29 protein-coding genes, 1 tRNA gene and 1 pseudogene are annotated in these 26610 nt (G+C 63.9%); 27 read left to right on the plus strand and 4 right to left on the minus strand.

The window, feature by feature from the left end; translation table 11 throughout:
• Nucleotides 1-120: 120 nt before the first annotated feature.
• The 23 genes and pseudogenes from tpiA to sugE form a co-directional block, all read left to right on the plus strand.
• Complete coding sequence (gene tpiA / locus C2862_RS02525; protein ID WP_136218547.1) at nt 121-867, plus strand: triose-phosphate isomerase; 747 nt, start codon at nt 121-123, stop codon at nt 865-867.
• A gap of 53 nt (nt 868-920) precedes the next feature.
• On the plus strand, nt 921-1421 hold the full coding sequence (secG, locus tag C2862_RS02530; RefSeq protein WP_136218548.1) for a preprotein translocase subunit SecG: 501 nt from the start codon (nt 921-923) through the stop codon (nt 1419-1421).
• Nucleotides 1422-1668: 247 nt separating this feature from the next.
• Nucleotides 1669-1753 (plus strand) — tRNA-Leu (locus C2862_RS02535).
• 173 nt (nt 1754-1926) lie between these two features.
• The gene (locus C2862_RS02540) at nt 1927-2286 is read left to right on the plus strand and encodes an NADH-quinone oxidoreductase subunit A (protein ID WP_136218549.1); all 360 of its coding nucleotides are present in this window, start codon (nt 1927-1929) and stop codon (nt 2284-2286) included.
• A gap of 3 nt (nt 2287-2289) precedes the next feature.
• A complete protein-coding gene (locus C2862_RS02545; protein WP_056333529.1) occupies nt 2290-2769 on the plus strand; it encodes an NADH-quinone oxidoreductase subunit B family protein in 480 nt (159 codons plus the stop codon).
• Nucleotides 2770-2783: 14 nt separating this feature from the next.
• Nucleotides 2784-3377, plus strand: a complete 594-nt coding sequence (locus C2862_RS02550; RefSeq protein ID WP_136218550.1) for an NADH-quinone oxidoreductase subunit C — start codon at nt 2784-2786, stop codon at nt 3375-3377.
• A complete protein-coding gene (locus tag C2862_RS02555; RefSeq protein ID WP_136218551.1) occupies nt 3377-4630 on the plus strand; it encodes an NADH-quinone oxidoreductase subunit D in 1254 nt (417 codons plus the stop codon). The genes C2862_RS02550 and C2862_RS02555 overlap by 1 nt, the downstream gene beginning before the upstream one ends.
• Before the next feature lie 21 nt (nt 4631-4651).
• Entirely contained in the window at nt 4652-5140 is a 489-nt protein-coding gene (gene nuoE, locus C2862_RS02560; protein WP_136218552.1) for an NADH-quinone oxidoreductase subunit NuoE, read from the plus strand.
• On the plus strand, nt 5137-6432 hold the full coding sequence (gene nuoF, locus C2862_RS02565) for an NADH-quinone oxidoreductase subunit NuoF (RefSeq protein WP_136218553.1): 1296 nt from the start codon (nt 5137-5139) through the stop codon (nt 6430-6432). Before nuoE ends, nuoF begins: the two co-directional genes overlap by 4 nt.
• A 21-nt stretch (nt 6433-6453) precedes the next feature.
• A complete protein-coding gene (nuoG, locus tag C2862_RS02570; RefSeq protein ID WP_136218554.1) occupies nt 6454-8790 on the plus strand; it encodes an NADH-quinone oxidoreductase subunit NuoG in 2337 nt (778 codons plus the stop codon).
• Nucleotides 8790-9872, plus strand: a complete 1083-nt coding sequence (nuoH, locus tag C2862_RS02575) for an NADH-quinone oxidoreductase subunit NuoH (RefSeq protein WP_136218555.1) — start codon at nt 8790-8792, stop codon at nt 9870-9872. Before nuoG ends, nuoH begins: the two co-directional genes overlap by 1 nt.
• Nucleotides 9873-9886: 14 nt before the next feature.
• A complete protein-coding gene (nuoI, locus tag C2862_RS02580; RefSeq protein WP_136218556.1) occupies nt 9887-10375 on the plus strand; it encodes an NADH-quinone oxidoreductase subunit NuoI in 489 nt (162 codons plus the stop codon).
• A 20-nt stretch (nt 10376-10395) separates the two neighbouring features.
• Complete coding sequence (locus C2862_RS02585; protein ID WP_136218557.1) at nt 10396-11055, plus strand: NADH-quinone oxidoreductase subunit J; 660 nt, start codon at nt 10396-10398, stop codon at nt 11053-11055.
• Complete coding sequence (gene nuoK, locus C2862_RS02590; RefSeq protein ID WP_136218558.1) at nt 11052-11360, plus strand: NADH-quinone oxidoreductase subunit NuoK; 309 nt, start codon at nt 11052-11054, stop codon at nt 11358-11360. The genes C2862_RS02585 and nuoK overlap by 4 nt, the downstream gene beginning before the upstream one ends.
• 40 nt (nt 11361-11400) lie before the next feature.
• Complete coding sequence (nuoL, locus tag C2862_RS02595; protein ID WP_136218559.1) at nt 11401-13461, plus strand: NADH-quinone oxidoreductase subunit L; 2061 nt, start codon at nt 11401-11403, stop codon at nt 13459-13461.
• A 22-nt stretch (nt 13462-13483) separates the two neighbouring features.
• Nucleotides 13484-14986 (plus strand): NADH-quinone oxidoreductase subunit M, encoded by a 1503-nt coding sequence (locus tag C2862_RS02600; RefSeq protein ID WP_136218560.1) that lies wholly within the window; start codon nt 13484-13486, stop codon nt 14984-14986.
• Nucleotides 14987-15001: 15 nt separating this feature from the next.
• Nucleotides 15002-16504, plus strand: a complete 1503-nt coding sequence (nuoN, locus tag C2862_RS02605) for an NADH-quinone oxidoreductase subunit NuoN (protein WP_136218561.1) — start codon at nt 15002-15004, stop codon at nt 16502-16504.
• A 4-nt stretch (nt 16505-16508) separates the two neighbouring features.
• Nucleotides 16509-16829: a DUF2818 family protein gene (locus C2862_RS02610; protein WP_136218562.1), complete on the plus strand. Its 321-nt coding sequence runs from the start codon at nt 16509-16511 to the stop codon at nt 16827-16829.
• Between the two features lie 31 nt (nt 16830-16860).
• Nucleotides 16861-17421 carry an NUDIX domain-containing protein gene (locus tag C2862_RS02615; RefSeq protein ID WP_136218563.1) on the plus strand — a complete coding sequence of 187 codons (561 nt, stop codon included), beginning with the start codon at nt 16861-16863 and terminating at the stop codon, nt 17419-17421.
• A gap of 4 nt (nt 17422-17425) precedes the next feature.
• Nucleotides 17426-18118, plus strand: coding sequence for a hypothetical protein (locus tag C2862_RS02620; RefSeq protein WP_136218564.1), 693 nt, complete (start codon nt 17426-17428; stop codon nt 18116-18118).
• On the plus strand, nt 18115-18819 hold the full coding sequence (gene ispD, locus C2862_RS02625) for a 2-C-methyl-D-erythritol 4-phosphate cytidylyltransferase (RefSeq protein WP_136218565.1): 705 nt from the start codon (nt 18115-18117) through the stop codon (nt 18817-18819). The genes C2862_RS02620 and ispD overlap by 4 nt, the downstream gene beginning before the upstream one ends.
• A gap of 7 nt (nt 18820-18826) precedes the next feature.
• Nucleotides 18827-19339, plus strand: a complete 513-nt coding sequence (gene ispF / locus C2862_RS02630) for a 2-C-methyl-D-erythritol 2,4-cyclodiphosphate synthase (RefSeq protein WP_136218566.1) — start codon at nt 18827-18829, stop codon at nt 19337-19339.
• A 63-nt stretch (nt 19340-19402) separates the two neighbouring features.
• Nucleotides 19403-19741: pseudogene (sugE, locus tag C2862_RS02635) on the plus strand (quaternary ammonium compound efflux SMR transporter SugE); the annotation flags it as partial.
• Between the two features lie 30 nt (nt 19742-19771).
• On the opposite strand, the gene C2862_RS02640 reads toward sugE, so the two are convergent.
• Entirely contained in the window at nt 19772-20002 is a 231-nt protein-coding gene (locus C2862_RS02640) for a hypothetical protein (RefSeq protein WP_136218568.1), read from the minus strand.
• 392 nt (nt 20003-20394) lie between these two features.
• On the opposite strand from C2862_RS02640, the gene C2862_RS02645 reads away from it, so the two are divergent.
• The 4 genes from C2862_RS02645 to C2862_RS02660 all read left to right on the plus strand — a co-directional run bounded on the left by C2862_RS02645 (nt 20395) and on the right by C2862_RS02660 (nt 23395).
• Nucleotides 20395-21639: an MFS transporter gene (locus C2862_RS02645; protein WP_136218569.1), complete on the plus strand. Its 1245-nt coding sequence runs from the start codon at nt 20395-20397 to the stop codon at nt 21637-21639.
• A 2-nt stretch (nt 21640-21641) separates the two neighbouring features.
• The gene (locus tag C2862_RS02650; protein WP_136218570.1) at nt 21642-21950 is read left to right on the plus strand and encodes a hypothetical protein; all 309 of its coding nucleotides are present in this window, start codon (nt 21642-21644) and stop codon (nt 21948-21950) included.
• Between the two features lie 73 nt (nt 21951-22023).
• Nucleotides 22024-22578, plus strand: coding sequence for an NADPH-dependent FMN reductase (locus C2862_RS02655; RefSeq protein ID WP_136218571.1), 555 nt, complete (start codon nt 22024-22026; stop codon nt 22576-22578).
• A gap of 238 nt (nt 22579-22816) precedes the next feature.
• Complete coding sequence (locus tag C2862_RS02660; RefSeq protein ID WP_136218572.1) at nt 22817-23395, plus strand: phasin family protein; 579 nt, start codon at nt 22817-22819, stop codon at nt 23393-23395.
• Between the two features lie 24 nt (nt 23396-23419).
• Here C2862_RS02660 and C2862_RS02665 read toward each other — a convergent pair whose 3' ends face one another.
• From C2862_RS02665 to ribA, 3 genes are all read right to left on the minus strand, one after another.
• Entirely contained in the window at nt 23420-24373 is a 954-nt protein-coding gene (locus tag C2862_RS02665) for an FHA domain-containing protein (RefSeq protein WP_136218573.1), read from the minus strand.
• Nucleotides 24374-24380: 7 nt separating this feature from the next.
• Complete coding sequence (locus C2862_RS02670; RefSeq protein WP_136218574.1) at nt 24381-25829, minus strand: serine protease; 1449 nt, start codon at nt 25827-25829, stop codon at nt 24381-24383.
• A gap of 125 nt (nt 25830-25954) precedes the next feature.
• Nucleotides 25955-26605, minus strand: a complete 651-nt coding sequence (gene ribA, locus C2862_RS02675) for a GTP cyclohydrolase II (RefSeq protein ID WP_136218575.1) — start codon at nt 26603-26605, stop codon at nt 25955-25957.
• Between the last annotated feature and the right edge of the window lie 5 nt (nt 26606-26610).

Consider the following 26610-nt stretch of genomic DNA (forward strand, 5'->3'; position numbering starts at 1 on the left):
GCGCCGGATACCGCGCGCTGCGAGATCCATTGACGTCTTTTCAACACGCCCACTCAGCCATTTGTTTGACCGCCCCCTGAACGGCGGCTAGAATAGCGGGTTATTTGACTGTGGGGTAATATGCGTCCCAAACTCGTCGTAGGTAACTGGAAGATGAACGGCAGCCGCGCGAACAACGCGACGCTGCTCGCTGGTATTGTTGAGGGTCTGGGCCAAGGCAAGGCGCAAGCCGCCGTCTGCGTTCCGGCACCGTATCTGCAGCAATGCGCCGATACGCTGGCCGGCAGCGAGCTGGCCTGGGGTGCGCAGGATGTATCGATCCACGCCAGCGGTGCCTACACGGGCGAGGTCGCGGCCTCGATGCTGAGCGATTTCGGTTGCCGCTACGTGATCGTCGGCCACTCGGAGCGCCGCGCCTACCACGGCGAAACCGACCAGCAGGTGGCGCAGAAGGCAGTGGCGGCACTCAACGCCGGCCTGACCCCGATCGTCTGCGTCGGCGAGACGCTGGATCAGCGCGAAGCCGGACAAACAAATGTCGTAGTTAACAAACAATTGTCTGCCGTGCTGGAGCTGCTCGACGGCGCAGCGGTACAGCGCATCGTGGTGGCCTACGAGCCGGTCTGGGCGATCGGCACCGGCAAGACGGCGACCCCGGCGATGGCGCAGGAAGTGCATGCCGAGCTGCGCAGCCAGCTGCGTGCCCGCAGCCTTGATGCAGGCGAGAAGGTCGCGATCCTGTACGGCGGCAGCATGAAGCCGGACAATGCGGCCGAATTGATGGCCCAGGCCGACATCGATGGCGGCCTGATCGGCGGCGCGGCCCTGAAGGCGGCGGACTTCCTCGCCATCATCAACGCTGCTTGAAGCATCCAGATTTTCAGAATTTGCAACGTAGTTAAACTTGGAATGGAATTGTAATGAACATGTTGTTCAATCTTGTGATCGTCGTGCAGGTGATCTCGGCCCTGGCTATCATCGGCCTGGTGCTCTTGCAGCACGGTAAGGGTGCCGACATGGGCGCCGCCTTCGGTTCCGGCGCCTCGGGCAGCCTGTTCGGCGCCAGTGGTTCGTCGAACTTCCTGTCGAAGTCGACGGCTGTCGCCGCCGCGATCTTCTTTGCATCGACCCTGGCGCTGGCCTACATGGGCAATAACCGTACCCCGGGCGCGTCGCAAGACAATGGCGTGATGGGCCGCCTGGCAGCGCCGGCGAATGGCGTACCTGCAAACAATGCTGGCGCCAACGTGCCAGCCACCACGACCCCGGCCGACGTGCCTGCGCCGACCGCCGGCGTGCCGGCCGCACCGACCGCCGACGTGCCGCCAGGCCCGGCCGAGACCGTGCCGGCCACCGTGTCGCCGGCCCCGGCCGCGCAGTCGACCCCGGCCGCGCCGGCAGCACCTGCTCCGCAGAAGTAATCGTCGTTTCAGTCGTGCGCGCACGGGGCCATGGGCCGGCGTGCGCGAGGGCCGCAAGGCCCATGCAGGTCCTCGCAGTACCTCCGGCAGCCGCTTGACCAGGGCGCTGTCCGGCTCTCAGGCGCCCTGGGTCGTGCTTTAGCCGGCCTGAGGCAAGAAAGTTTGAGAAATTCCCTGTTTTTCCTTGCGATGCATCAATTTGAGCATTGAAAAAAGGTGCTAAGGCAGGGTAGAATACTGGTCTCCAGCCGACGTGGTGAAATTGGTAGACACGCTATCTTGAGGGGGTAGTGGCGCAAGCTGTGCGAGTTCGAGTCTCGCCGTCGGCACCAAGATACAGAAAAAGCCAGCAAGGGCAAACGAGCGATTGCTCTCATGCCTGAGCTGGCTTTTTTACGAGGATCAGTCGTACGGTCCTGGTGGCAGGCACGAGGCCAGGATTGCGCGATACGGCGCTGCAGGCATGCAGTGGTTTCATTAACCGATCGTTCAAATAGGCTCCATCGTGAACCTCGAAAATTACTTCCCCGTTCTTCTCTTCATCCTGATCGGCGTCGGTGTCGGCGTCGCACCCCAGGTGCTCGGCTATCTGCTCGGGCCACAGCGTCCCGACGCTGCCAAGCTCTCCCCCTATGAATGCGGCTTCGAAGCCTTCGAAGACGCGCGCATGAAATTCGACGTCCGGTACTATCTGGTCGCGATTCTCTTTATTTTGTTTGATCTGGAAACGGCATTCTTCTTCCCATGGGGCGTCTCCATGCGCGAGCTGGGCTGGACCGGCTTCGTCACGATGATGGTGTTCATCGCCGAATTCGTCGTCGGCTTCTGGTACATCTGGAAGAAAGGTGCCCTTGATTGGGAATAAGCCATGGCTATTCATGAAGGCGTTCTAAACGAAGGTTTTATTACCACTACAGCCGATAAGCTGATCAACTGGGCGCGTACCGGGTCGATGTTCCCGATGACGTTTGGCCTGGCCTGTTGCGCGGTCGAGATGATGCATGTGGGCGCTGCCCGCTATGACCTCGACCGCTTCGGCATTGTGTTCCGTCCATCGCCGCGCCAGTCCGACGTGATGATCGTCGCCGGCACGCTGTGCAACAAGATGGCGCCGGCACTGCGCAAGGTCTACGACCAGATGGCCGAGCCGCGCTGGGTGATCTCGATGGGTTCCTGCGCCAACGGCGGCGGCTACTACCACTACTCGTACTCGGTGGTGCGCGGCTGCGACCGCATCGTGCCGGTCGACGTCTATGTGCCGGGCTGCCCGCCGACGGCTGAAGCTCTGCTGTACGGCATCATGCAGTTGCAGAACAAGATCAAGCGCACCAACACCATCGCGCGTTAATACTGCGAATCACCATGACGACAAAACTCGAAGTCCTCCAACTCGCCCTGGAAAAAGCCCTGGGCGAGGGCGCCGTCATTACGGCAGCGCTCGGCGAAGTGACCGTGGTGGTCAAGGCCGCCGATTACATCAAATCGATGCAGACCCTGCGCGACGATCCGACCCTCGCATTCGAGGAAATGATCGACCTCTGCGGCGTCGACTACTCCCAATATGGGGAAGGCACCTGGGACGGCCCGCGCTACGCGGTCACCACCCACCTGCTGTCGCTGGCAAATAACTGGCGCGTCCGCGTGCGCGTGTTCTGCCCGGACGACGAGATGCCGATCGTCGAATCGATCACCGGCATCTGGCGCGCCGCCAACTGGTACGAGCGCGAAGCCTTCGACCTGTTCGGCATCCTGTTCGACGGTCATGGCGACCTGCGCCGCATCCTGACCGACTATGGCTTCATCGGCCACCCGTTCCGCAAGGACTTCCCGATCTCGGGCTACGTCGAAATGCGCTACGACCCCGAGCAGAAGCGCGTGATCTACCAACCCGTGACGATCGAGCCGCGTGAAAACATTCCGCGCGTGATCCGCGAAGAAACCTACGGGATGAAATAATGGCTGAGCTTAAGAATTACACCCTGAACTTTGGTCCGCAGCACCCGGCAGCGCACGGCGTGCTGCGTCTCGTGCTGGAACTGGACGGCGAAGTGATCCAGCGCGCCGACCCGCACATCGGCCTGCTGCACCGCGGCACCGAGAAGCTGGCCGAGACCCGCACCTACCTGCAGTCGGTGCCGTACATGGACCGCCTCGACTACGTCTCGATGATGTGCAACGAGCACGGCTACGTGCTGGCCATCGAGAAGCTGCTGGGCATCGAAGCGCCGGTGCGCGCCCAGTACATCCGCGTCATGTTCGACGAAATCACGCGCCTGCTGAACCACCTGATGTGGCTGGGCGCGCACGCGCTCGACATCGGCGCCATGGGTCCGTTCCTGTACGCCTTCCGCGACCGCGAAGACCTGTTCGACGTCTATGAAGCCGTCTCGGGCGCGCGCATGCATGCGGCCTACTACCGTCCGGGCGGCGTGTATCGCGACCTGCCGGACACCATGCCGCAGCACCGCGAATCGATCATCCGCAGCAAGAAAGCGATCGACAAGCTGAACGAAGACCGCCAGGGCTCCGTGCTCGACTTCATCGAAGCCTTCACCAAGCGCTTCGACGGCTACGTCGACGAATACGAGACCCTGCTGACCGATAACCGTATCTGGAAGCAGCGTACCGTCGGTATCGGCGTCGTCTCGCCGGAAGATGCGAAGGCCATGGGCTTCACCGGCGCCATGCTGCGCGGCTCGGGCATCGCCTGGGACCTGCGCAAGACCCAGCCGTACGCCGTGTACGACAAGCTGGACTTCGACATCCCTGTGGGCACCAACGGCGACTCCTACGACCGCTACCTGGTGCGCGTGGAAGAAATGCGCCAGTCGAACCGCATCATCAAGCAGTGCATTACCTGGCTGCGCGCGAACCAGGGTCCGGTGATGATCGACAACCACAAGATCGTCCCGCCTGCGCGCGAAGAGATGAAGTCGAACATGGAATCGCTGATCCACCACTTCAAGCTGTTCACCGAAGGCTTCCACGTCCCGCCGGGCGAGGCCTATGCGGCGGTCGAGCACCCGAAGGGCGAGTTCGGCATCTACATCGTCTCCGACGGCGCCAACAAGCCATACCGCCTGAAGATCCGCACGCCCGACTATGCGCACCTGCAGAGCCTGGACGAGATGGCGCGTGGCCACATGATCGCCGACGCCGTCACGATCATCGGCACCCAAGACATCGTTTTCGGTTCCATCGACCGATAAGTCCGAAAGGCAGAAAAGATTATGTTGTTATCTGAGCAGTGCTATAAAAAAATCGACCGCGAGTTGGCCAAGTACCCGGCCGACCAGCGCCAGTCGGCCGTGATGGCCGCGCTGGCCCACGCCCAGGTCGAACTGGGCTGGCTGTCGCCCGACACCATGCAGGAAATCGCCGACTACATCGGCATGCCGGCCATCGCCGTGCAGGAAGTGGCGACCTTCTACAACATGTACAACACCCGCCCGGTCGGCAAGCACAAGATCACCGTGTGCACCAACCTGCCGTGCGCGCTGTCGGGCGGCGAGCGCGCCGCGCACCACCTGATGCAAAAACTCGGCGTCGAGTTCCGCGGCACCACCGAAGACGGCCAGTTCACCGTGATGGAAGGCGAGTGCATGGGCGCCTGCGGCGACGCGCCGGTCATGCTGGTGAACAACCACCGCATGTGCTCGTTCATGAGCAACGACAAGATCGACGCCCTGGTGGAAGAACTGAAGGAAGCGAAGCAATGACCAGCCTGCACGACCGTCACATCAACCCGCTGATCCTGAAGGATCTGAACGGCGAAAACTGGCACCTGGAAGACTACGTCAAGCGCGGCGGCTATTCGGCCCTGCGCCGTATCCTCGAAGGCGGCGTCTCGCCGGAGCAAGTCATTGCCGACCTGAAGGCCTCGGGCCTGCGCGGCCGCGGCGGCGCCGGTTTCCCGACCGGCCTGAAGTGGAGCTTCATGCCGCGCCAGTTCCCTGGCCAGAAATACCTCGTCTGCAATACCGATGAAGGCGAGCCGGGTACGTTCAAGGACCGCGACATCATCCGCTACAACCCGCACGCGCTGATCGAAGGCATGGCCATCGGCGCCTACGCGATGGGCATCACCGTGGGCTACAACTACATCCACGGCGAGATCTTCCAGGAATACCTGCGCTTCGAAGAGGCGCTGGAAGAGGCGCGTGCCGCCGGCTTCCTGGGCGATAACATCATGGGCTCGGCGTTCAGCTTCCAGCTGCACGCGCACCATGGCTACGGCGCCTACATCTGCGGCGAAGAAACCGCGCTGCTCGAGTCGCTGGAAGGCAAGAAGGGCCAGCCACGCTTCAAGCCGCCTTTCCCGGCCTCGTTCGGCCTGTACGGCAAGCCGACCACCATCAACAACACCGAGACCTTCGCCGCCGTGCCGTTCATCATGAATGTCGGCCCGGAGAACTACATGGGCATGGGCAAGCCGAACAATGGCGGCACCAAGATCTTCTCGATCTCGGGCGACGTCGAGCGTCCGGGCAACTACGAGATCCCGCTGGGCACCCCGTTTGCCAAGCTGCTCGAGCTGGCCGGCGGCATGCGCGGCGGCAAGAAGATCAAGGCCGTGATTCCAGGCGGTTCCTCGGCTCCCGTGATCCGCGGCGAAGTCATGATGGAAACCGACATGGACTACGATTCGATCGCGAAGGCCGGCTCGATGCTGGGTTCGGGCGCCGTCATCGTCATGGACGAGACGCGCTGCATGGTCAAGTCGCTGCTGCGCCTGTCCTACTTCTATTACGAAGAATCCTGCGGCCAGTGCACGCCTTGCCGTGAAGGCACGGGTTGGCTGTACCGCATGGTGCACCGTATCGAAAACGGACAAGGTCGTCCGGAAGACATCGAGCTGCTGAACAACGTGGCCTTCAACATCAAGGGCCGCACGATTTGCGCCCTGGGTGAAGCCGCCGCGATGCCGGTGGAAGCCATGATCAAGAACTTCCGCGAGGAATTCATTCATCACATCGAGCACAAGCAATGCCTCGTGCCCGCATACCTTTAAGCCAGGTCAGGTAACGATCAAATGGTTGAAATTGAATTAGACGGCAAAAAAGTCGAAGTCGCACCAGGTTCCATGGTGATGGACGCCGCAAACAAACTCGGGACCTATATCCCGCACTTCTGCTATCACAAGAAACTGTCGATCGCAGCGAACTGCCGCATGTGCCTGGTCGAAGTGGAAAAGGCGCCGAAGCCGATGCCGGCCTGCGCCACCCCGGTCACGCCAGGCATGATCGTGCGTACCCACAGCGACAAGGCTGTGGCCGCGCAGAAGTCGGTCATGGAGTTCCTGCTGATTAACCACCCGCTGGATTGCCCGATCTGCGACCAGGGCGGCGAATGCCAGCTGCAGGATCTGGCCGTCGGCTACGGCAAGAGCAACTCGCGCTACAACGAAGAAAAGCGCGTGGTGACGCCGAAGGAAGCCGGTCCGCTGATCTCGATGGAAGAGATGAGCCGCTGCATCCAGTGCACCCGCTGCGTGCGTTTTGGCCAGGAAGTGGCCGGCGTCATGGAATTCGGCATGCTGGGCCGTGGCGAGCACTCGGAAATCACGACTTTCGTCGGCAAGACCGTCGACTCGGAAGTGTCGGGCAACATGATCGACCTGTGCCCGGTCGGCGCGCTCACCAGCAAGCCTTTCCGTTACAGCGCACGTCCATGGGAACTGTCGCGCCGTAAATCGGTGTCGCCGCACGACTCGCTCGGCTCGAACCTGATCGTCCAGGTCAAGGGCGGTAAAGTGATGCGCGTGCTGCCGCTGGAAAACGAACACATCAACGAGTGCTGGCTGTCCGATAAAGACCGCTTCTCGTACGAAGCCCTGGACAATGCCGACCGCCTGATCAATCCAATGATCAAGCAGGGCGGCCAGTGGCAGGAAACCGACTGGCAGACGGCGCTGGAATACGTCGCCCACGGCCTGCGCAACATCCGCCACGAACACGGCAACGACAGCATCGCCGCCGTCGCGACCGCGCACTCGACCGTCGAAGAACTGTTCCTGCTGAACAAAGCCATGCGCGGCTTCGGCGTGAACGCCGTCGACTTCCGCCTGCGCCAGAGCGACTTCGCCCTGGACGGTTCCGTCACCCCATGGCTGGGCATGCCGATCGCCGAACTGTCGTCGCTCAAGCGCGCCTTCGTCATCGGTTCCTTCCTACGCAAGGACCACCCGCTGGTCGCAACCCGCCTGCGTACGGCAGTGAAGGGCGGCGCCAAGCTGTCGATCCTGCACGGTTCGGACGAGGACAACCTGATCCCGACCGCGAATAAACTGATCGCGGCGCCGAACGACTGGCTGGCCGTGCTGTCGGAAGTCGTCTCGGCCGTGGCCGCCGCCAAGAACGTCTCGGCGCCAGCCGGCTTCGAGAGCGTGCAGGCAGGCGACGTGGCGAAAGCCATCGCTGCCTCGCTGGTCGCGATCGACGGCGATACCCCGGGCGCCGTCCTGCTGGGTAACGCAGCTTCGCACCACCCGCAAGCCTCGAAGATCCACGCCGCCGCGCAATGGATCGCCGACGCGACCGGCGCCAAGTTCGGTTCCTTCGTCGAAGCCGCGAACACGGTCGGCGGCTACCTGGTGGGCGCCACCACCAATGCCGACCTGTTCAGCGTACCGAAGAAAGCTTATGTATTGCTTAACGCCGAGCCGGAGCTGGATGCCGCGAATCCGCAGCAGGCAGTCGCCGCGCTGGCCGGCGCCGAAATGGTCGTCGCCATGTCGCCGTTCAAGCACGGCATGGACTACGCCGACGTGCTGCTGCCGATCTCGCCGTTCACCGAGACCGCCGGCACCTTCGTCAACTGCGAGGGCCGCGCACAGAGCTTCAACGGTACCGTCAAGCCGCTGGGCGAGACCCGTCCGGCCTGGAAAGTGCTGCGCGTGCTGGGCAACCTGCTCGGCCTGCAAGGTTTTGATTACGACACCGCCGAATCGATCCGCGACGAAGCGCTGGGCAAAGGCGTGACCGACCTCTCTAGCAAGCTGAACAACGTGGCCAAGCTGGCGCCATCGGCAGCCTCGCGCTCGGAAGAGCAGGGCGCACTGCAGCGCCTGGCCGACGTGCCGATCTACTTCGCCGACGCCATCGCGCGCCGTTCGGAACCACTGCTGCGCACGGCCGATGGCCAGCAGCCGCTGGCTCGCCTGCCGAAGGCGCTCGCCGAGAAGCTGGGCGTGGTCGCCGGCGACGTCGTCAAGGTCACGCAAGGCAATGGCAGCGCGCTGCTGGTCGCCGACATCGACGCCCGCCTGCCGGCGAACGTCGTGCGCGTCGCCGCCGCGCACCCGGCCACCGCCACGCTCGGCGCGATGTTTGGCTCCATTAATGTTGAAAAAGCAGGGGAGGGCAAGTAATGGCAACGCCCGGTTTTATCGATAACGTCTACACCGGCGGCGATGCGCTGCTGGGCCCGGTCTGGCCAGTGGCCTGGACCCTGATCAAGATCCTGTGCGTGCTGCTGCCGCTGATGGGCCTGGTCGCTTACGCCACCCTGTGGGAGCGCAAGCTGATCGGCTGGATCCAGATCCGCGTGGGTCCGAACCGCGTGGGCCCGATCGGCTTGCTGCAGCCGATCGCCGATGCGGTCAAGTTGCTGCTGAAGGAGATCGTGATCCCGTCGAAGGCGACCACCAAGCTCTTCGTGCTGGGCCCGATCATGACCATCATGCCGGCCCTGGCCGCCTGGTCGGTCGTGCCTTTCGGCCCGCAAGCGGCGCTGGCCAACGTCAACGCCGGCCTGCTCCTGCTGCTGGCGATCACCTCGATCGAAGTCTACGGCATCATCATCGCCGGCTGGTCCTCGAACTCGAAGTACTCGTTCATGGGCGCGATGCGCGCCTCGGCCCAGATGATTTCGTACGAAATCCCGATGGGCTTCGTGATGGTCGTGGTGCTGATGGTCTCGGGCAGCCTGAACTTCTCGGACATCGTCGCCGGCCAGGCCGTCGGCATGGCTGCAAGCAATGGCCTGAACTTCCTGTCGTGGAACTGGCTGCCGCTGCTGCCGCTGTTCGTCATCTATTTCGTCTCCGGCCTGGCAGAGTGCAACCGCCACCCGTTCGACGTGGTGGAAGGCGAGTCGGAGATCGTCGCCGGCCACATGGTCGAGTACTCGGGCATGTCCTACGCGATGTTCATGCTGGCCGAATACGCCAACATGATCCTGATCGCCACCCTGGCATCGATCATGTTCCTGGGCGGCTGGCACGCACCGTTCGCATTCCTGGAATTCGGCGGCGCCTTCGGCGGCTTCTTCTGGCTGTTCCTGAAGATGTTCCTGCTGGTGTCCATGATGATCTGGGTCCGCGGCACCTTCCCGCGTTACCGCTATGACCAGATCATGCGCCTGGGCTGGAAAGTCTTCATTCCAATCACGCTGGTCTGGCTGGTGCTGGTTGCCGGCGTCATGCAGACGTCCTGGAATATCTGGAAGTAAGGAAGCGCATTCAAATGAACCGAATTAAAGAAATCCTCGGCAGCCTGATGCTGTCCGAGCTGTTCAAGGGGCTGGCCCTGACGGGCCGCTACGCCTTGTCGCGCAAGATCACCGTGCAGTACCCGGAAGAGAAGACGCCGATGTCGAACCGCTTCCGCGGCCTGCACGCGCTGCGCCGCTACCCGAACGGGGAAGAGCGCTGCATCGCCTGCAAACTGTGCGAAGCGGTGTGCCCGGCGATGGCCATCACGATCGAATCGGCGCAGCGCGAAGACGGCACCCGCCGCACGACGCGCTACGACATCGACCTGACCAAGTGCATCTTCTGCGGCTTCTGCGAAGAGTCCTGCCCGGTCGACTCGATCGTCGAGACCCACGTGCTGGAATACCACGGCGAAAAGCGTGGCGATCTCTACTACACCAAAGAGATGCTGCTGGCCGTGGGCGACCGTTACGAAGCCGACATCGCTGCCGCTCGCGCGGCCGACGCGAAGTACCGTTAAAAGAAAAGGTCCCGTCAGTCATGCAATTCACAACTGGTTTGTTCTACGTCTTCGCGGCCATCATGGTGCTGTCCGCGTTGCGCGTCATTACCGCGAAGAACCCGGTGCACGCCGCGCTGTTCCTCGTGCTCGCCTTCTTCAACGCGGCCGGTATCTGGCTGCTGCTGAAGGCCGAGTTCCTGGCCATCGTGCTGGTGCTCGTCTACGTCGGCGCCGTCATGGTGCTGTTCCTGTTCGTCGTCATGATGCTCGACATTAATATCGACCGCATGCGCGAAGGCTTCCTCGGCTATGTGCCGCTGGCCTCGATCATCGGCGCCGTCGTCGTCATCGAGATGGCCCTGGTGCTGTGGAATGGCTACGGCAACTTCGCCCAGACCCCGGAAGCGGCCGCGCTGAACATCGGCGGCACCAAGGAACTGGGTCGCCTGATCTACACCAAGTACATCTACGGCTTCGAAGTGGCCGCCGTGATCCTGCTGGTGGGTATCATCGCCGCCGTCTCGCTGACCCTGCGCAAGCGCAAGGACAGCAAGGCCATCGATCCGGGCGCGGCTGTCCGCGTCAAGCGTAACGACCGCCTGCGCATCGTCAAGATGGAAGCGGTGAACCAGCGCGCCATCGACGAAGCAGCCGTTGCCGCCGCCGCCGCCGCGCAGAACAAGGAGCAAACCCCATGACTTTATCGCTCGCACACTACCTGGTCCTGGGAGCGATCCTGTTCGCAATCTCGATCGTGGGTATCTTCCTGAACCGGAAGAACATCATCATCCTGCTGATGGCCATCGAACTGATGCTGCTGGCGGTGAACCTGAACTTCGTCGCGTTCTCCCATTACCTGGGCGACGCGGCGGGGCAGATCTTCGTGTTCTTCATTTTGACCGTCGCGGCCGCCGAATCGGCGATCGGCCTGGCGATCCTGGTGGTCCTGTTCCGTAACCTGGACACGATCAATGTGGAAGACCTCGACAGCCTCAAGGGCTGACCGGTCTCGGCTAGATAAACAATAACGATTAAGGTTCAACATGGCGGGGCAACTCTCTTCCTCAATGTTACTGGCGGTGCCTCTGGCGCCGCTGGCGGGCTCGGCGATCGCCGGCCTGCTTGGTACCAAGTTCCTTGGTAACGTGGTCGGCCGCAAGGTCTCCCACACGGCAACCATCCTCGGCGTCCTGATCGCCCTGATCATCTCGGTGCAGACCCTGATGGCAGTGCTCGACGGCGCCAGCTTCAACCAGGACATCTACACCTGGATGCAGGTCGGTACCGTGAAACTGGCGGTCGGCTTCCAGATCGACACGCTGTCGGCAATGATGATGTGCGTGGTCACTTCGGTGTCGCTGATGGTCCACATCTACACGATCGGCTACATGGCCGAGGACGAAGGCTACAACCGCTTCTTCTCGTACATCTCGCTGTTCACCTTCTCGATGCTGATGCTGGTCATGTCGAACAACTTCCTGCAGCTGTTCTTCGGCTGGGAAGCGGTGGGCCTGGTGTCGTATCTCCTGATCGGCTTCTGGTACACCCGTCCGACCGCGATCTTCGCCAACATGAAGGCCTTCCTGGTCAACCGCGTCGGCGACTTCGGCTTCATCCTCGGTATCGGCCTGCTGCTGGCCGCGTCGGGCACGATGCACTACGGCGAAACCTTCGCCCAGGCCGACAAGCTGGTCGGCATGACGGTGCCCGGCATCGGCTGGCCGCTGCTGACCGCCGCCTGTATCTGCCTGTTCATCGGCGCGATGGGCAAGTCGGCGCAGTTCCCGCTGCACGTCTGGCTGCCTGACTCGATGGAAGGCCCGACCCCGATCTCGGCACTGATCCACGCCGCAACGATGGTTACCGCCGGCATCTTCATGGTGTCGCGCATGTCGCCGCTGTTCGAACTGTCGGACGGCGCGCTGTCCTTCATCATCGTCATCGGCGCCATCACCGCGCTGTTCATGGGCTTCCTGGGCATCATCCAGAACGACATCAAGCGCGTGGTCGCGTACTCGACCCTGTCGCAGCTGGGCTACATGACCGTCGCCCTGGGCGCCTCGGCCTACTCGGTGGCCGTGTTCCACCTGATGACCCACGCGTTCTTCAAGGCACTGCTGTTCCTGGGCGCCGGTTCGGTCATCATCGGCATGCACCACGACCAGGACATGCGCAACATGGGCGGCCTGCGCAAGTACATGCCGATCACCTGGATCACCTCGCTGCTCGGCTCGCTGGCCCTGATCGGTACCCCGTTCTTCGCCGGTTTCTACTCGAAGGACTCGATCATCGAAGCGGTGCACGCCTCGAACATCCCGGGCGCCGGCTTTGCCTACTTCGCCGTGCTGGCAGGCGTTTTTGTTACCGCCTTCTACTCGTTCCGCATGTACTTCCTGGTGTTCCACGGCGAGTCGCGCTGGAACCACCCGGCGCCGCATAGCCACGGCCACGATTCGGACGCCCACAACGAGGAAGACGATCACGCCGGTGACGATCACCACCACCACGGCCTGCAGCCGGGCGACAAGCCGCACGAGTCGCCGCTGGTCGTGACCCTGCCGCTGATCCTGCTGGCGATCCCGTCGGTCATCATCGGTTTCCTGGCCATCGGCCCGATGCTGCACGGCGACTTCTTCAAGGGCGTGATCTTCGTCGGCGAAAACCACCCGGCGATGGAAACCCTGCGCGAAGAATTCCACGGCGCGGTCGGCATGGCGACCCACGGCCTGACCACGGCACCGTTCTGGCTGGCCCTGGCCGGCGTGGCCCTGGCCTACTACTGCTACATGATCAACCCGCGCGTGCCAGCCTGGTTCTACAACAAGTTCAAGTTCCTGCACACCCTGCTGGACAACAAGTACTACATGGACAAGTTCAACCAGGCAGTGTTCGCGGGCGGCGCACGCGCCGTCGGTACCGGCCTGTGGAAGGGCGGCGACCGTGCGCTGATCGATGGCCTGCTGGTCAACGGTTCGGCCAAGCTGGTGGGCTGGTTCTCGCTGATCACCCGTACCTTCCAGACGGGTTACATCTATCACTACGCGTTCGTGATGATCGTGGGCGTCATGGCGACCCTGCTGTACTTCTTCCCGTTCTGGCGCTAATCACAGGCAAAGAAAAAGACAAATGATGCAGTCTACGATCTCTACATTTCCTCCTTACCTGAGCCTGGCTATCTGGCTCCCGATCCTGTTCGGCGTGCTCGTGCTCGCCGTGGGACGCGACAAGAACGCGGGCTTCGCCCGCCTGCTGTCGCTGGTCGGCGCGGTCGTCAGCTTCCTGCCGACGATCCCGCTGATCACGAACTTCGACAACGCCGCCCATGGCATGCAGTTCTATGAAATGGCGCCGTGGATCGACACCTTCAACATCTTCTACCGTCTCGGTGTGGATGGCCTGTCGCTGTGGTTCATTCCGCTGACGGCCTTCATCAACATCATCGTGATCGTGGCGGCCTGGGAAGTCATCCAGGAACGCGTGTCGCAGTACATGGGCTCCTTCCTGCTGCTGTCGGGCCTGATGATCGGCGTGTTCGCTTCGCTCGACGGCCTGCTGTTCTACTTCTTCTTCGAAGCAACCCTGATCCCGATGTTCATCATCATCGGCGTCTTCGGTGGCCCGAATCGCGTGTACGCGGCATTCAAGTTCTTCCTGTACACGTTCTTCGGCTCGCTGCTGACCCTGGTCGCGATCATCTACCTGTACAACGTCTCGGGCACCTTCGACATCCAGAAGTGGCACCTGCAGCCGCTGGGCATGAAGGAACAGATCCTGATCTTCATCGCCTTCTTCATGGCCTTCGCCGTCAAGGTGCCGATGTGGCCGGTGCACACCTGGCTGCCTGACGCCCACGTGGAAGCGCCGACCGGCGGTTCCGTCGTGCTGGCCGCGATTATGCTGAAGCTGGGCGCCTACGGTTTCCTGCGTTTCTCGCTGCCGATCACCCCGGACGCCTCGCACTACCTGGCGCCGGTCGTCATTGCGCTGTCGCTGATCGCCGTGATCTACATCGGCCTGGTGGCCCTGGTCCAGAAGGACATGAAGAAACTGGTCGCCTATTCGTCGATCGCCCACATGGGTTTCGTCACCCTCGGCTTCTTCATCTTCAACGACATGGGCGTGCAGGGCGGCCTGATGCAGTCGATCTCGCACGGCTTCGTGTCGGGCGCGATGTTCCTCTGCATCGGCGTGCTGTATGACCGCGTTCACTCGCGCGAAATCGCCGACTACGGCGGTGTCGTCAACACGATGCCGAAGTTCGCCGCCTTTGCCGTGCTGTTCTCGATGGCGAACGCCGGCCTGCCGGCCACCTCGGGCTTCATCGGCGAATTCATGGTCATCCTGGGTTCGGTGCAGTTCAACTTCTGGACCGGCCTGGCCGCGGGTACCGCGCTGATCCTGGGCGCCGCCTACTCGCTGTGGATGGTCAAGCGCGTCGTGTTCGGCCCGATTGGCAATCAACACGTCGCCGAACTGGTCGACCTGAACAAGCGCGAATTCGCGATCCTGGCCGTGCTGGCCATCGCCACGCTGTACATGGGCCTGTATCCAGCGCCGATCGCCGAGACGCTGCAAACCTCGGTGGCCGACCTGCTGCAGCACGTCTCGGTCAGCAAGCTGCCTCAATAAATCGACTTCAACGCCATGAACAACACTTTATTACCGGCAGTCGACACCAACCTGGTGCCGGTCTACGCCGAAATCTTCCTGCTGATCGCGGCTTCCGCGATCCTGCTGATCGACATGTACCTGAAGGGCACGCGTCGTAACATCACCTACTGGCTGTCGCTGCTGACCCTGGTCGGTTGCGCCGTCTTCAGCTGGGCCGACTACAACGCCGGCACCACGGTCTACACGTTCAACAACATGTACGTGTCGGATCCGATGTCGAACCTGCTGAAACTGTTCACCTACCTCGCGGTGGGCGTCACCCTGGTGTATTCGCGCCAGTACGCGACCGAGCGCGGCATGCTCTCGGGGAACCTGGGCGGCGAGTTCTACGTGCTCGCGCTGTTCTCGATGCTGGGCCAGATGATCATGATCTCGGGTAACAGCATGCTGTCGATCTACCTGGGCCTGGAACTCATGTCGCTGTCGCTGTACGCGCTGGTGGCACTGCGCCGCGACCATGCGATCTCGACCGAAGCATCGATGAAGTACTTCGTGCTGGGTTCGCTGGCTTCGGGCTTCATGCTCTACGGTATCTCGATGATCTACGGCGCCACCGGTTCGCTCGACCTGAACGAAATCGCCGCCCGTGCCGCAACCGGCGCCAACAGCACGATCCTCGTGTTCGGCCTGGTGTTCCTGGTGGCCGGCATGGCCTTCAAGCTGGGCGCCGTGCCGTTCCACATGTGGGTGCCGGACGTCTACCAGGGTTCGCCGACCGCCGTGACCCTGCTGCTGGGTGGCGCGCCGAAACTGGCATCGTTCGCCATGGTGCTGCGCATCCTGGTCGAGGGCCTGGGCCAGATGGCCTACGACTGGCAGCAGATGCTGCTGGTGCTGGCCGTGCTGTCGCTGGCAATCGGTAACCTGACCGCGATCGCCCAGACCAACATCAAGCGTATGCTGGCCTACTCGACGATCGCCCAGATGGGCTTCGTGCTGCTGGGCATGCTGGCCGGCGTGGTGGGCGAGGACCGCTCGAACATGGGCGCCGCCTACAGCTCGGCCATGTACTACTCGATCACCTACGTGCTGACCACGCTGGGCGCCTTCGGTCTGATCATGATGCTGGCGCGTTCGGGCTTCGAAGCCGAGCAGATCGCCGACTTCAAGGGCCTGGGCCGCCGCAGCCCGTGGTTCGCCGTCGTCATGACCATCCTGATGTTCTCGCTGGCCGGCGTGCCGCCGATGATGGGCTTCATGGCCAAGTGGGCAGTGCTGCAGGCCGTCGCCAACACCGGCGCGGTCTGGCTGGCCGTGGTCGCCGTGCTGTTCTCGCTGATCGGCGCCTTCTACTACCTGCGCGTCGTCAAGACGATGTGGTTCGACGAAGCGGCCGACAACAGCCCGATCGTCACCCACGGCGACATGCGCGTCGCGCTGTCGATCAACGGCATCATGGTCGTGCTGCTGGGCCTGATCCCGGGCACCTTGCTGAGCGCCTGCCTGCAGGCCATGCAGCTGACCCTGAAGTCGTAATGTGATGGACGTCTCGTTCGCAGCCTGGATCGTGGTTGTCGTGGCCTTGTTGGCCGCCAACCTCCCGTTTGCGAACGAGCGCGTGTTCGGCGTCGTTTCCTTGAAGCCAGCGCAAACCGGCCAGGTGCGCCGCAAGCCCTTCGTGGCGCGCCTGCTCGAGCTCCTTGTTCTATACTTCCTCGTCGGCCTCGTCGGCTACCTGCTCGAATCCCGCATCGGCAACGTGTTTGCCCAGGGCTGGGAGTTCTATGCGGTGACCGGCTGCCTGTTCCTCGTGCTGGCGTTTCCGGGATTTGTCTTTACCTATCTGCGTAAGCGCCGCTGATTCTCCGATCAACGCTCTACACAGGGGTCCAATGGATTCGCAACACCTGAAGGAAGTTCGCCTCGACGGCGAAGTGGCTTACGACGGGCATTTCCTCAAAGTCTCGCGCGACCGCATCCAACTGCCGGACGGCAAAGTCACTCACCGCGAATACATCCGCCATCCGGGCGCGGTAACGATCCTGCCGCTGCTCGACGACGGCCGCGTGCTGCTCGAGCGCCAGTTCCGCTACCCGAACGACCGCGTCTTCATCGAATTCCCGGCCGGTAAAATCGACCCGGGCGAGGACCACCTGGCCTGCGCCAAGCGCGAGCTGGAAGAAGAAACCGGCTACACCGCCACCGACTGGCGTTTCGTCTGCACCATCCACAATGCGATCGCCTATTCCGACGAGCACTTGGAACTGTTCCTGGCGCGCGGGCTGACTGCGGGCGAGGCCAGGCTGGACGAAGGCGAGTTCCTGGAAATCTTCACGACCACGGTGCCGGAACTGATGGCGATGGTGAAGTCGGGCGAAATCACCGACGTGAAGACCATCATCGGCGCCTTCTGGCTGGAAAAGATCGTCAACGGGACCTGGTCGCCGGCCTGACGTCATGAAGTGGTTGCTCGTGCTCGCCCTGCTGTGCGCCCTCGCGCCGGCGAGCGCGCGCACCGCATTCCAGGCGCGCTGCGAGGACACGATCGGACAAAGTGTCTCGGTCATGAGCTCGAAGCAGAACGGCTACCGCATCGACCACAGTTATTCGTTCCACGGCCTGTCCGCCATGAAGGGCGACCGCGCGCCGGGCAGCTATGTACTGGGACTGACGCGTACGGCCTCGCAGGTCGGCATCAAGGTCGAGGGCCGCATGCTGAGCGATCCGGCCAGCGGCTACGAATGCGTGGCGCCGCGCCTCGAGATCAATCTGTATTACCTGCCCATCGTCGTCTACGTCGGACGCGAATTCCCGCCGCATACCTGCTCCTACCGCGAGATCCTGGCCCACGAACTGCGCCACCGCGACATCTATCTCAATTACCTGCCACAGGCCGAGAAGGTCATCAGCGCTGCCCTGGCGCGCCGCTTCGAGGGCAAGCCGCTGTACGCGCCGCGCGGCCAGGCGCGCAGCCTCTTGCAGCGCGAGATCGACAGCGGCTGGATGCCCTTCATTAAAAACGAGATGGCGAAAGTCGAACGTTTACAGGCCGCAATCGATACCCCGCAAGAATACGCCCGTCTCGGCAAAGTTTGCGCAGGTGAGGTACAGTCTCTTATCAGACCGGCAAAGAGTAAACGAAGCACATGAATTCACAGGCACCACGTTATTTCGCGCTCATCCCCGCCGCCGGCGTCGGGGCGCGCATGGCCGCGAGCGGTCCCAAGCAATACCTGAAAATCGGCGGCAAGCCGATGCTGCGTCATGCCATCGACGCCTTCCTGTTCAGCGAACTGATCGCGCATACCTATGTCGTGGTCAGCCCGGACGATCCGATCATCGACAGCGTCGTACCGAGCCACGGCGTGACCGTGCTGCGCTGCGGCGGGGCGACCCGCATGGAGTCGGTGCAGAACGGCCTCGCGGCCCTGAGCCCGACGCTGCGCGAGAACGACTGGGTGCTGGTGCACGACGCGGCCCGCCCCGGCCTCGACGACGCGCTGATCGAAAAACTGATTACCCAGACCGGCGAACATCCGGTCGGCGGCCTGCTGGCCCTGCCGGTGGTCGACACCGTCAAGCGCAGCATCGCCGGCGACCTCGGCACCGTCTCGCGCGAAGGTTTGTGGCTGGCGCAGACGCCGCAGATGTTCCGGTATAAACTGCTGCGCGACGCACTGGCGGCTGCGCGCGACCCGAACCAGATCACCGACGATGCCTCCGCCGTCGAAGCGCTCGGCCTGTCGCCGAAACTGGTCGAGGGCCATCCGCGTAACATGAAGGTGACGCTGCCGTCCGACGTGCGCATCGCCGAGATGTACCTGGCCACGACCCAACCTGAATTACTGTAAGCACACCATGGCACTCGCATCCTACAACCCGACCCCACCGTTTCGCATCGGCACCGGCTATGACTGCCACCGCCTGGTCGAAGGGCGCAAGCTGATCGTCGGCGGCGTGACCATCCCGCATCGCCTCGGCCTGTTCGGCCATTCGGACGCCGACGTGCTGCTGCACGCGATCATCGACGCCTTGCTGGGCGCGGCCGCGCTGGGCGACATCGGCAAGCATTTCCCGGACACCGACCCGATGTTCGCCGGCGCCGACTCGCGCGTCCTGCTGCGCGAAGCCGCCACCCGCGTCGTCGCCACCGGCTACACGATCGGCAATGTCGACGCCACCATCATCGCCCAGCAACCGAAGATGGCGCCGCACATCCCGCACATGGTCTCGCGCATCGCCGAAGACCTGGGCGTGTCGCCGCAGCAGGTGAACATCAAGGCCAAGACCAATGAGAAGCTCGGCTACCTGGGCCGGGAAGAGGGCATGGCGGCGGAAGCGATTGCTATGCTGATTCGCGCCGGCAGCTAAGACTTCGTCGTAACAGGGAGGACGACCTCCCCCCAGTCCGGGAACCAATGTCGGGACGGCCCGCCTTTTTCAAGGAGCGCCGTCATGGCCTGGATCATGTTGCTTGTCGCAGGAATTTTCGAAGTCGTATGGGCCTATTCGATGAAGCAGTCGGAGGGGTTCACACGGCTGTGGCCGTCCATCGTCACCCTGGTCATGATGACAGCGAGCTTCTTCTTGCTGTCTTTCGCCATGCGCAGCATCCCTCTTGGGACGGCCTATACGGTATGGACCGGCATCGGCGCGGTCGGCGCCTTCATCGTCGGGATCGTCCTGCTGGGCGAGCAGATCAATCCGACGCGCATCCTGGCCGCCGTGCTGATCGTCTGCGGCCTGGTGCTGATGAAGCTGTCGTCGCAGTAGCGTCCCTTGTGCCGGCCAGCTGAACCCGGTTCAATGAAAAATCCGCGCCGCTGCGAAAGCCAGTCCGGCAACGGCCGTCGCCGTGCCGAGGAACCACTTGATCAGGGTGGTTTCCAGCTGGGCGACGTCGGCCTTCGTGGCCGTGTTCTGCGCCAGGCCGTCGGCGACGGTTTCGATTTTTGCCAGGCGCACATCGACGGAGCGCATCTCTCGCCGGCACTCGTCGCCGAAACTTTCGAGCCGCGCGATTCTCGGTTCCATGTCGTCTTCTCCGCGTGGTGAAACTACACCGCTGAAAGGGCGGGGCGGCGCAGTGCCCGGCCCGACCGTTGAATTGCGTGCCTGAGACCGTCTTGCCGCGGCCGCGTTCGTGGTGTGCTCATGCATTGTGTGGCATTCTTTCGTGGCTGGTTCCGGATAGGTCAATCGTGCGGCGCCCCGACCAGCAGGGCTGCACGGCCTGTACATCTTCTTCGACCACGAGGATTCCGTTCCGATCCCCGCCACACTTTGTTCGACATCATCAGTTCCATATCTTCACGCGCTTCCGGCAAGGATCGAGGGCTGCCAGCAAGGCCTGCGGTTCGTTGTTAAACTCTCATTCCAGTTCCGCATGCGTGCGCACGCGGCAAACAACAATAACGGGGATGACGATGAGTACCCATACCGAGATGTCGACACGCGCCGCCTGGCTTCTGATCCTTGCCGCCAGCGCGATCCTGATGATCACGATGGGCGCGCGCCTGACCACCGGCCTGTTCCTGTCGCCGCTGAACACCTCCACCGGCCTGGGTGTGGCGACGATCAGCTTCGCGCTGGCCGTGGGCCAGTTCATGTGGGGCGCTTCGCAGCCGGTCTTCGGCGCCATTGCCGACAAGTACGGCCCGGCCCGTGTGATCGTGCTCGGCGCGCTGCTGCTGGCCGGCGGCCTGGCCGCCACGCCCTTCGTCAGTTCGGAATGGGGCCTGCTGCTGACCATGGGTGTGCTCTCGGCGGCGGGGGCCGGCGCCGGCAGCTTCTCGATCCTGATCGGCGCCACCGCCCAGCGCCTGCCGGCCGCGCGCCGTCCCTTCGCTTCCGGCTTCATCAATGCCGGCGGCTCCTTCGGCCAGTTCGTGTTTTCTCCGCTGATGCAGGTCCTGATCGCCGGCCCCGGCTGGATCATCGCCATGCTGACCATGGCGGCCACCACCTTGCTCACCATTCCGCTGGCCTGGCTGATGCGCGGCCGCAAAGCCGCGCAGCCGACGGTGGCCGCGGCCGGGGCGGCGCCGGTGATCGGCATCAGCCTGACCCAGCAGCTGCGCGAAGCCATGCGCGACCGCAGCTACCTGTGCCTGCATGCCGGCTTTTTCACCTGCGGTTTCCATATCGCCTTTCTCGTGACCCACTTGCCGGGTGAAGTTGCCCTGTGCGGCCTGCCGGTCGCCGTGGCGGGTACGGCGCTCGGCCTGATCGGCCTGTTCAACATCGCCGGCAGCCTCAGTGCCGGCGCACTGTCGACACGCTATCGGATGAAAAACCTGCTGGCCCTGATGTACTTCAGCCGTGCGGCGATCATCGTCGTCTATTTGCTGGCGCCAAAGACCGCACTGACCTTCTACATCCTTGCCGCCGCGCTCGGCTTCACCTGGCTGGCGACGGTGCCGCCCACCGCCGGCCTGGTCGGCAAACTCTTCGGCACGCGCTACCTGGCGACCCTGTTCGGCCTGACCCTGCTGTCGCACCAGATCGGCGGCTTCTTCGGCGCCTGGCTCGGCGGCCTGGCCTTTGTCCGCTTCGGCGACTACAGCTGGATGTGGTACGCCGACATCGCGCTGGCACTGGCGGCGGCCCTGGTCAACCTGCCGATCCGCGAAGCGCCCGTGGCGCGCGGCGCCGCACTGGCCAAGGCGTAGCGGTGGCACGCGACAGCTGGGCCTACCGCGAGGTGGCCGTGCATTCGGTGCCGGATCCGCGCACCGGGCGCCTGCGCATCCAGCCGATGCCGGGCCAGGCCTTCGCGCCCACGACGCGGGTGCAGTGCGCGCGCTCCTTGCGCGACCCGGCCCAATACCCGGCCGGTACCCGCTTCCTGCTCAACGCCAAGCTGACCGACCGCCTCGGCGGTGAACCCTTCCTGTTCGCCTGGCACGGCGATCCGGTTCAGGTGCTGAGTGCGGCGCAGGCGCGGAAATTTCTTGCGGCATTCCGGCGCGGCCGCATCTGAAGGAGGCGCGCGCACGCGCTTGCGGGAAAGTGGTTACCATCAAGATTTTGCAGACAATGAAAGAGGGGATCGCATGGCATCGAAGAAAATCGCAATCGTCGTTGGCAGCCTGCGCAAGGATTCGTACAGCGGCAAGCTGGCAAAGGTGATGAGCCAGCTGGCAGAAGGCAAGCTCGACATGGAAGTCGTCGAGATCCGCGACCTGCCGATGTATGACCAGGACATCGACACCGAGACACCGCCGCCGGCCTACACGGCCTTCCGCGAGCGCATCCGCGCGGCGGACGGCATCCTGTTCATCACGCCCGAATACAACCGCTCGGTGCCGGGCGCGCTGAAGAACGCGATCGACGTCGGCTCGCGTCCCTACGGCAAGGCCGCCTGGAGCGGCAAGCCCTGCGCCATCGTCAGCCAGTCGCCGGGCGCGCTGGGCGGCTTCGGTGCCAACCACCACCTGCGCCAGACGCTGCCTTTCCTGAACATGCCGGCCATGCCGGCGCCGGAAGCCTATCTCGGCGGCATCGCCGACAAGTTCGACGGCGACCATCTGAAGGACGAGTCGCTGCGCGGCTTCCTGCAGACCTTCGTCGACAGCTTCGCCGCCTGGGTCGAGCGCCACGCCGGCTGAGTCCCGGACGCCTGGGCATGGCCTGCAACGGCCCCGCATCCGCACTGCGCGGAGGCGGGGCCGTTCTCTTTTCCGCAGGCTTTTCGTGTTTGCACACCTTTGATCCAGCGCAAACCCGGGACATGGTGCTGCCCTAGCCTTGAGGCTTCGCGCGGAAGACGCCCTCCTGTGCCGGGCGGGCGCCGCCGGCGAAACATGGACTACTCCTATAAACACTTACCCATGAATGAGGCAACGCATGTATCCATTTTCCCAATCGGTGACCCCGGCGGTGCGTACCCACCTGGACGCGCAGACCGCCTTCATGAACGACATGTCGAAATCGCTGTTCCAGTCCTTTCAGCAGATGTGCAACCTGAACATCCAGCTGGTGCAAACGATGCTCGAGGAAACGGCGCTGGCAAGCCAGCAGATCCTGACCGCCGACCGCCAGACCGAAGTGCTGAGCGCAGCCGCGTCGCGTGCCCAGCCCACCACCGAGAAGCTGCGCGCTTACCAGCAACACATCTCGCGCCTGGCGGCCGACGCCCAGGTGGAACTGGCGCGCGTGACTGAAGAGCACGTGCAGAACACGACCCGCACCGCGCGCCAGCTGGCCGACGAGGTGGCGCGTACTGCAACCGAGGAAACCCAGCGCGGCCTGCGCCAGGGCCAGGATAACCTGCAGCGCTTCGTCGATCCGTTTGCGGCCGGTAATGGCCAGGACCGCGCCCAGGGCAGCGCCGGCACGCAAGGCGCGAGTGCAGGGCAGGCCGGCAACTTCCAGCGTCCGGACGGCAGCCCGGGCGCCTCTCAGGCCAGCAAGACCGCGCACTGAGAGACGAGCCCGGCCCGGCCGGGTTCAGCCGCCGTTCTCGTCCTGGCGCTCGCGGTCGAGCCGCGCCTTCATGGCAGCCACGTCGGCCATGAACTCGTCGACGCTGCTGTCCGGCGTGGCCCGCATCTCGGGCGGCAGCAGCACCGACATATAGAGTTCGTCGGCCAGGCGGCCGTTGCGCTGCTCGTTGCTGATCAAAACCAGGCCCGAACCGAGCAGGGCCAGGGCCGCGCAGACGATTGCGTGGCGCCGGCGCGGCTCCGGTTTCACCGTCGTCAGGTGGAAATAGACCATGCCGGCCACCAGCGCGATCGCCACGTGCGAGCCATAGCGGGTGAAGACCTCGATCGACCAGGCATAGCCGATGGAGCTCGAGACCAGGCGGAACAGCATCAGGGCGGCAACGCCGCTGCCGAAGATGAACAGGTGGCGCCCGAGCCGCGCATGGCGGCCGAACAGGCGGTTGCCGAGGGCCCACAGGCCGCTCCAGACCAGGCCGGCGCCCAGGCCGTAGGCCAGCGCCAGCAGGTAACGGAACGGCCGGTAAGCCTGGGTATCGGCCAGCCACATCGTGAATAGCGCGACCAGGGCGATCAGCACGGTGCCGGCCAGGCCGGGCAGGGCGCCTTCCCAGCCGTGCATGGTGCGGTCACGTACTTCGGGCGGCACCGGGAAGTCGGCGGCGCGGATGCGCAGGGTCGTGTGGCCGAGCCGGGCAACCGTGTTGCCGGTCAAGACCAGGCGTTCGCTGCGCTTGCCCGCGTGGACCACGCCGTTGCGCGTGCCGAGGTCGCGCAGCACAAGGCTGCCGTCCTCGCCCGCTTCGACCAGCGCGTGGTGCGCGGCCGCATAGGCGTCGTCGAGGATGTAGTCGTTGTCGTAGCCGCGGCCGATGCGGATCGGCAGGCTGTCCACCCGATGCCGGTGCAGCACGTCACCGTTGCGCGCGAGGGTTTCGATGAACCATGGCCCTTTCATAGGCACTTCACTGTAGCTTCCCGCTGCGCCCGAGCGCGTTGAGGAAGGCGCGGGCGACGCGCATGCCGTTATCGTAGGACACGCCGGACACGTCGAGCCGGCTCTGCAGGCTGGCCTGGGCATCGTCGGTACTGGCTGTCAGCAGGGTGAAGTTGTACAGCCCCGGGAACTTGCGGTAGGCCCGCACGCAGGTGACGGCACGCAGCGGCAGGTTATTGGTGCGCACGTAGCGCTCGCTGCAGAGCGGACCCGTCAGGCGCACGTCGCGCGTACGGCCGAGGCGGTCGAGGCCGAACTGGCTGCTGGCCAGGGCCGCGAAACGCAGCGGATGCAAGCTCATCGAACGCAGGTACTGGTGGCTCATGGCCACTTGCCCGGTCTGCTGGGTGTCCGAGACATAGATCGCCGATTCCATCGCGCAGTTGAGCGTATCGGAGCTGAAGGAGACGTCCGCCATCGCATTCGAGCGGCCCCAGCAGCGTACCTGGCCGGACTCGCGCACCGGTACCCGGTAGGGGCCCATGTTCTTGATCGAGAGCGGGGAATCGAGCAGGCGCCCGACCATGGCGCGCTGGTGCGCCAGCAATTGCTCGGCGATGAGGGGATTGAAGTCCTTGGGCGCCGCGCGCTGCTTGGCAACGCGGCGCAGCAATTCCTGCGCGTACCCGACCGGCACCAGGAAGCTGACTGCCTCGCCGTCGCGCCGCTTCGATACATTGATCCCGGCCACAGTCCCGCTCGAGGTCACGCTCGGCCCGCCGCTCATGCCCGAATTGATCGGGCCGCTGAAAATCAGCTGGTCGTAGAAGCTGCGGCTGACCACGCCGTTATAGGCGCCTTCCGAAATGGCGAAGCCCAGGTCGAGCGGATTGCCGAGCGAGTACAGGTCCTGGCCCTGGATCAGTTTCACCGGCTTTTCCGGAACGATGAAAAAGCCGGTGCCGTTGCGGTTCACGCGCAGCACCGCCAGGTCGTGCAGCACGTCCACGGCCAGCAGTTCGACCGGGCCATGCTCGCCGTTGGTGTCGACGTATTCGCCGGCATACACCTCGGGATCGAGCGCCATCTGCGAGACCACGTGGTAATTCGTCAGCACCAGGTTGCTGGTGCCGACCAGGAAGCCCGAGCCCACCGTCGACTGGGTGCGGCCGTTTTTCAGCAGCATGCGGATCTGCAGCAGATCGGCCTGGGCCGACGAGTACAGCTGCTGGGCGGCCGAGGAGGGCGGCGGCAGGGCGGTGGTGGTATCGAGTTCGCCGGGACCGGGCGCGGGCGGGGTGGCGCCGGGTGGCGTGACGGGCGGCAGCGCCGGCGATGTGGCGGCGGGCGGCGCCTCCGGCTTGGCCGCCTGCGCCGCGGCTGCCCGCACGCGTGCCGGGTGCGCGCCGGCCGGCGCGGTGGCGCCGGCGTGGCTGCTCAGGACTACACCGAAAACGAGGCTGGCGGCAAGTTTCATGGCGGTGGCGACGGCGCGGGCAGCGCCGCACGCGGGAAGCCACCCTGCACCTCAGCAGTCAGCGAGCGCTCGATGCGCGCTCAGTAAGTGCTATCTTGCCACCACACTAAGTTATCTGCAGAACGTTACAGTTCGCCATCTTCGGCAATCGCTGCCGACGGGGTGCTCATCATGTGGCCGAGCTTGGCCTGCTTGGTGTCGAGGTAGCCCGTGTTGAAGGCATTCCGGTTGACCAGCAGCGGCACCCGTTCCGTCACCTCGATGCCGAGGCGCGCCAGGGCGTCGATCTTGCGCGGATTGTTGGTCATCAGCTTGACCTGCCTGATGCCGAACTGTTCCAGCATCGGCAGGCACAGTTCATAGTTGCGGGCGTCGGCATGGAAACCGAGCTGCAGGTTGGCCTCGACCGTATCGGCGCCGGCTTCCTGCAGGCGGTAGGCGCGGATCTTGTTCACCAGGCCGATACCGCGGCCTTCCTGGCGCAGGTAGAGCAGCACGCCGCGGCCTTCGGCGGCGATGCGTTTCAGGGCGCCCTCGAGCTGGGCGCCGCAGTCGCAGCGCTGCGAGAACAGGACATCGCCGGTCAGGCATTCCGAATGCACGCGCGCCAGCACCGGTTCGCCGTTGCCGATGTCGCCCAGGGCCATGGCCAGGTGTTCCTTGCCGGTGGAATGCTCGACGAAAGCGTGCAGCGTGAACTGGGCCCACGGCGTGGGCAGCGCGCAGGACGTGACGTAGTCGAGCAGGGGAGCGGCGGGCGTTGCGTTGTTGGACATGCTGT

This window comes from Massilia sp. Mn16-1_5, from assembly GCF_004798585.1.
Taxonomy (GTDB): Bacteria; Pseudomonadota; Gammaproteobacteria; order Burkholderiales; family Burkholderiaceae_D; genus Telluria.

What these genes read in the sequence shown, in the direction of transcription:
- tpiA (WP_136218547.1), top strand. Translation starts at nt 121, where the DNA reads ATGCGTCCCAAACTCGTCGTAGGTAACTGGAAGATGAACGGCAGCCGC.
- secG (WP_136218548.1), top strand. Translation starts at nt 921, where the DNA reads ATGAACATGTTGTTCAATCTTGTGATCGTCGTGCAGGTGATCTCGGCC.
- C2862_RS02545 (WP_056333529.1), top strand. Translation starts at nt 2,290, where the DNA reads ATGGCTATTCATGAAGGCGTTCTAAACGAAGGTTTTATTACCACTACA.
- C2862_RS02550 (WP_136218550.1), top strand. Translation starts at nt 2,784, where the DNA reads ATGACGACAAAACTCGAAGTCCTCCAACTCGCCCTGGAAAAAGCCCTG.
- C2862_RS02555 (WP_136218551.1), top strand. Translation starts at nt 3,377, where the DNA reads ATGGCTGAGCTTAAGAATTACACCCTGAACTTTGGTCCGCAGCACCCG.
- nuoE (WP_136218552.1), top strand. Translation starts at nt 4,652, where the DNA reads ATGTTGTTATCTGAGCAGTGCTATAAAAAAATCGACCGCGAGTTGGCC.
- nuoF (WP_136218553.1), top strand. Translation starts at nt 5,137, where the DNA reads ATGACCAGCCTGCACGACCGTCACATCAACCCGCTGATCCTGAAGGAT.
- nuoG (WP_136218554.1), top strand. Translation starts at nt 6,454, where the DNA reads ATGGTTGAAATTGAATTAGACGGCAAAAAAGTCGAAGTCGCACCAGGT.
- nuoH (WP_136218555.1), top strand. Translation starts at nt 8,790, where the DNA reads ATGGCAACGCCCGGTTTTATCGATAACGTCTACACCGGCGGCGATGCG.
- nuoI (WP_136218556.1), top strand. Translation starts at nt 9,887, where the DNA reads ATGAACCGAATTAAAGAAATCCTCGGCAGCCTGATGCTGTCCGAGCTG.
- C2862_RS02585 (WP_136218557.1), top strand. Translation starts at nt 10,396, where the DNA reads ATGCAATTCACAACTGGTTTGTTCTACGTCTTCGCGGCCATCATGGTG.
- nuoK (WP_136218558.1), top strand. Translation starts at nt 11,052, where the DNA reads ATGACTTTATCGCTCGCACACTACCTGGTCCTGGGAGCGATCCTGTTC.
- nuoL (WP_136218559.1), top strand. Translation starts at nt 11,401, where the DNA reads ATGGCGGGGCAACTCTCTTCCTCAATGTTACTGGCGGTGCCTCTGGCG.
- C2862_RS02600 (WP_136218560.1), top strand. Translation starts at nt 13,484, where the DNA reads ATGATGCAGTCTACGATCTCTACATTTCCTCCTTACCTGAGCCTGGCT.
- nuoN (WP_136218561.1), top strand. Translation starts at nt 15,002, where the DNA reads ATGAACAACACTTTATTACCGGCAGTCGACACCAACCTGGTGCCGGTC.
- C2862_RS02610 (WP_136218562.1), top strand. Translation starts at nt 16,509, where the DNA reads ATGGACGTCTCGTTCGCAGCCTGGATCGTGGTTGTCGTGGCCTTGTTG.
- C2862_RS02615 (WP_136218563.1), top strand. Translation starts at nt 16,861, where the DNA reads ATGGATTCGCAACACCTGAAGGAAGTTCGCCTCGACGGCGAAGTGGCT.
- C2862_RS02620 (WP_136218564.1), top strand. Translation starts at nt 17,426, where the DNA reads ATGAAGTGGTTGCTCGTGCTCGCCCTGCTGTGCGCCCTCGCGCCGGCG.
- ispD (WP_136218565.1), top strand. Translation starts at nt 18,115, where the DNA reads ATGAATTCACAGGCACCACGTTATTTCGCGCTCATCCCCGCCGCCGGC.
- ispF (WP_136218566.1), top strand. Translation starts at nt 18,827, where the DNA reads ATGGCACTCGCATCCTACAACCCGACCCCACCGTTTCGCATCGGCACC.
- C2862_RS02640 (WP_136218568.1), bottom strand. Translation starts at nt 20,002, where the DNA reads ATGGAACCGAGAATCGCGCGGCTCGAAAGTTTCGGCGACGAGTGCCGG.
- C2862_RS02645 (WP_136218569.1), top strand. Translation starts at nt 20,395, where the DNA reads ATGAGTACCCATACCGAGATGTCGACACGCGCCGCCTGGCTTCTGATC.
- C2862_RS02655 (WP_136218571.1), top strand. Translation starts at nt 22,024, where the DNA reads ATGGCATCGAAGAAAATCGCAATCGTCGTTGGCAGCCTGCGCAAGGAT.
- C2862_RS02660 (WP_136218572.1), top strand. Translation starts at nt 22,817, where the DNA reads ATGTATCCATTTTCCCAATCGGTGACCCCGGCGGTGCGTACCCACCTG.
- C2862_RS02665 (WP_136218573.1), bottom strand. Translation starts at nt 24,373, where the DNA reads ATGAAAGGGCCATGGTTCATCGAAACCCTCGCGCGCAACGGTGACGTG.
- C2862_RS02670 (WP_136218574.1), bottom strand. Translation starts at nt 25,829, where the DNA reads ATGAAACTTGCCGCCAGCCTCGTTTTCGGTGTAGTCCTGAGCAGCCAC.
- ribA (WP_136218575.1), bottom strand. Translation starts at nt 26,605, where the DNA reads ATGTCCAACAACGCAACGCCCGCCGCTCCCCTGCTCGACTACGTCACG.